This is a genomic window from Streptomyces sp. URMC 126 (assembly GCF_051386555.1).
Classification (GTDB): Bacteria; Actinomycetota; Actinomycetes; order Streptomycetales; family Streptomycetaceae; genus Streptomyces.
The window spans coordinates 1-3232 of sequence record NZ_JBPQTX010000501.1; the positions used below are offsets into that span (position 1 = coordinate 1).

A 3232-nucleotide genomic window follows, 5' to 3' on the forward strand; every position below is an offset into this window, starting at 1 on the left:
CCCCCGCTCAGGCCACCCCCCGCGCCAGGAACGACTCGACCGCGGGATCCCCCGTGTACCGGCGCAGCGTCCGCGACGTGGCGTCGAGCATGCCGCGGATGCGGGCGGACCGGACCTGGCCGAGCAGGTCCAGCACGCGCTCCCCGGCCGCCGCCGCCGCGTCCGGGGAACCGGAGTGCGCCAGGTCGTCCGCGAGCTGCGCCGTGTAGAGCGCGATGTTCCGGGCGAAGTGGGGGTCGGCCAGCGCCACGGCCCGCTCCCCGTGCTCGGCCGCCCGCGACCGGTCGCCCAGGGCGGACCAGCACTGGGCCTCCAGGCCCTCCAGTTCCGCCTCGCCGAAGAACGTCATCCACTCGGGGTCGGCGTCGCTCGCCCCCCGCCCGAAGAGGGTGCGGGCCCGCAGCAGGGCGGTCGCGCAGGCCGCCCGGTCGCCCAGCCGGGCCCAGCCGCCGGCCTCGCGCAGCGCCAGCAGCGACATCAGCCGGTCCGAGCCGAGCCGCCGGCCCACGTGCTGCGCGGCCTGGGCGGCGCGGACGGCCTCCCGCGGCCGGTCGGAGTCCCGGGCCAGGAACGCGGTGTTGCAGAAGGCGTGCGCCTCCAGCGCCGCGTCCCCCGCGACCCGCGCGGTGGCCAGCGCCTCCGCGTAGTGCGAACGGGCGTCGGCGAACCGGCCGGAGTCGTGCGCCAACCACCCGACGGAGATCGCCAGTTCACCGGCGCCCGAGTGCAGCCGGTCGGCCACCGACTGCCGCCGGGTCTCCGCGTCGAGCAGGTCGTAGGCCGCCCGTAGTGGCCGGGTCGCACGCCGGTAGAGGCCGTCCCCGCCGTGCCGGTCGTCGAGCAGCCGGATGCGGCGGACGGCCTGCTCCACCGCCACGGCCTCCGGCTCGCCGGCGTGGCGCTGGGGGCGGGCGCCCGCGACGCCGCCCAGGGAGGCGACGGCCACCGCGGCCGTGCCATGGGTCATGAACGCGCGACGCAACACGTCGCTCTCCTCGTCACTGGTACCGCCGGTGCCGGGGGCGCCGGCGTCCCGGAGGCCCGGTGCGCCGGGACCCGTCACGTCACCGTCGTCGGCGGGGCTTTCGATGTGTGCGGGCGGCGCACCGCCCTTGTTTCGCGCCCCCCGTCCGCGTACGGTCTCGCGGGGGAGGAAGCCCATGTCCGCCGGCTCGCGGCCGGGGAACATATGGCGGAACACCCGCTCGTAGGCGTAGTTGGGGCAGCGGATCTCGCCGGATTCGACGCGCCCGATGTACCGCGCGTCACACGAGACCTGTTCCCCGATCTCCCGGGCCGCACGCCGTACCGCGGCAGCGAATTCCGCAGGTGAACGCGGTCCGCGCAGCTCACGGAAGACAGTGTTCGGGCGGGGGGCGCGAGGTGACGGGGACGCGTGGGGCGACGCCATGGCCGGACCCTCTCCTGGCGGGTGCCGCCCCGCCGGCATCCGGGGCGGACGGTGGTACTGCCGTGCGGCGTGATGACCGTACCGGCTGCCGGGAAGCCGGTACGTCCGCTTTGGCTACAAAACGGATATCCCACTCGCGATCCGCCATGAACTGCCATCCTTTACGGCGGCGTGGTGCCGTAGCCGTTGACGGCTCAAGGGAGTTGAACAGGGGGAGCGGGTGCCCGCCGTCCGTGCCGCGGCCCCGGCGGTCGGGCGCGGAGCGGCGGAGACGGGTTCAGCGAAACGTGCGGAGGAGGCGTTCCCCTTGGCGGAAGCCGGAGTGAACATCGGCGGCTCGCGGACGGCGGCCCTTCACCAGGCGCGCCCCGGACACGGTCCGGCCGCGCGCCCGGCCCGGGGGCAGGGTGAGGGCATCCCCTGCGACCTGGTCACCGTGCCCGCCCGGCAGGGATTGGAGGCGGTGGACATCCTGCGGCTCCGCGACGGCGTCGGGCCCGTGCTGCACGACGGCGAGTGCCACACCCTCGGCTTCCTCGTCCCGGCCGGCACCGCGGCGGGCTGGGACGTCCCCGGCAGCGCCTGCACCCAGGCGTACGGGCGCGGGGTGCGCGCCGGCCGCCACGAACCGCCCGTGACGGGCAGTGGCTGGCTGGTGGCGCCTGAAGCGGCCCTCTCGGAGGCGACCGACCCGGCCGTGCTGCGGGCGGCTCTCGGCGAGGCGGCGCGCACGATCGAGGCCGTCGACCGCTGCCGCTGACCCCTCGGGGCGGGGTGCGCGGACGGGTGGCCGGGCGAACCGGGCGATACTTGGCGTGTGGCCAAAGGGAAACGAGATGCCGGGGGGACTGGCGGGACCGGCAGGCGGGCGGGGCGCGGGCGCGCCGCCGAACCCGTCACCGAGCAGGTGGCGGGCGGTCTCGCGGAGCTGCGCCCGGACCGCGACCGCCCGAACGCCCGCACCCTGCTGATCGACGGCGCGCCGCAGTCCCATGTCGACCCGGACGACCCCACCCGCCTGGACTTCTCCTACCAGCGGCGGCTCGGCCACGTCGCCGACCTGGCGGCACCGCCCGGGCGGCCGATCCAGGCCCTCCACCTCGGCGGCGGCGCCTTCACCCTGGCCCGCTACGTGGCCGCGACCCGGCCCCGCTCCACCCAGCAGGTCGCCGAGATCGACGCGCCGCTGGTCGCCTTCGTCCGGCGGGAGCTGCCGCTCGATTCCGCGTGGCGGATCCGGGTGCGGAACGGTGACGCGCGGGAGGTGCTGGGCAAGGTGGCCGACGGGTGGGCGGATCTGATCATCGCGGATGTGTTCGCCGGGGCGCGGACGCCCGCGCATCTGACGAGCGTGGAGTTCGCCGCGGAGGTGCGGCGGGTGCTGCGGCCCGGCGGGCTGTACGCGGCGAACCTGGCGGACGGTCCGCCCGGCCTCGCCTTCGTCAAGTCGCAGATCGCGACCGTGGGGACGGTCTTTCCCGAGCTGTGCTTGGCGGTGGAGCCGGCGGTGTTGCGGGGGCGGCGGTTTGGCAATGCGGTGCTTGTGGCTTCCGATTCGCCGTTGCCTGTCGGGGAGTTGACGCGGAGGTGTGCGACGGATGCGGCGCAGGGGCGGGTGGAGGCGGGTGAGGCTCTTGCCGCTTTCGCGGGTGGGGCGGTAGCCGTCACCGACGCGAGCGCGCGGCCGTCGCCGGAGCCGCCGGCGTCGGTGTTTCGGTGAGGGTGCCCCGGTCCCGCCCTTTCGCCGTTTCCTGGGGCTGCGCCCCAGACCCCGCTGATCGCGGCTCCGCCGCTCGTCCTCAAACGCCGGACGGGCTTGAT

3 protein-coding genes are annotated in these 3232 nt (G+C 75.9%); 2 read left to right on the forward strand and 1 reads right to left on the reverse strand.

Annotation, left to right across the window (positions count from 1 at the left end; genetic code table 11):
* Positions 1 to 7 precede the first annotated feature (7 nt).
* On the reverse strand, positions 8 to 1411 hold the full coding sequence (locus tag ACSNOK_RS31975; RefSeq protein ID WP_436784290.1) for a tetratricopeptide repeat protein: 1404 nt from the start codon (positions 1409 to 1411) through the stop codon (positions 8 to 10).
* Between the two features lie 307 nt (positions 1412 to 1718).
* On the opposite strand from ACSNOK_RS31975, the gene ACSNOK_RS31980 reads away from it, so the two are divergent.
* Both ACSNOK_RS31980 and ACSNOK_RS31985 read left to right on the forward strand, forming a co-directional pair.
* On the forward strand, positions 1719 to 2171 hold the full coding sequence (locus ACSNOK_RS31980) for a hypothetical protein (RefSeq protein ID WP_436784291.1): 453 nt from the start codon (positions 1719 to 1721) through the stop codon (positions 2169 to 2171).
* A gap of 57 nt (positions 2172 to 2228) precedes the next feature.
* Positions 2229 to 3131, forward strand: coding sequence for a spermidine synthase (locus ACSNOK_RS31985; protein ID WP_436784292.1), 903 nt, complete (start codon positions 2229 to 2231; stop codon positions 3129 to 3131).
* Positions 3132 to 3232: the final 101 nt, after the last annotated feature.

Excerpts from the sequence above, each read along its gene's own strand:
- ACSNOK_RS31975 (WP_436784290.1), bottom strand. The coding sequence starts at position 1,411 with ATGGCGTCGCCCCACGCGTCCCCGTCACCTCGCGCCCCCCGCCCGAAC.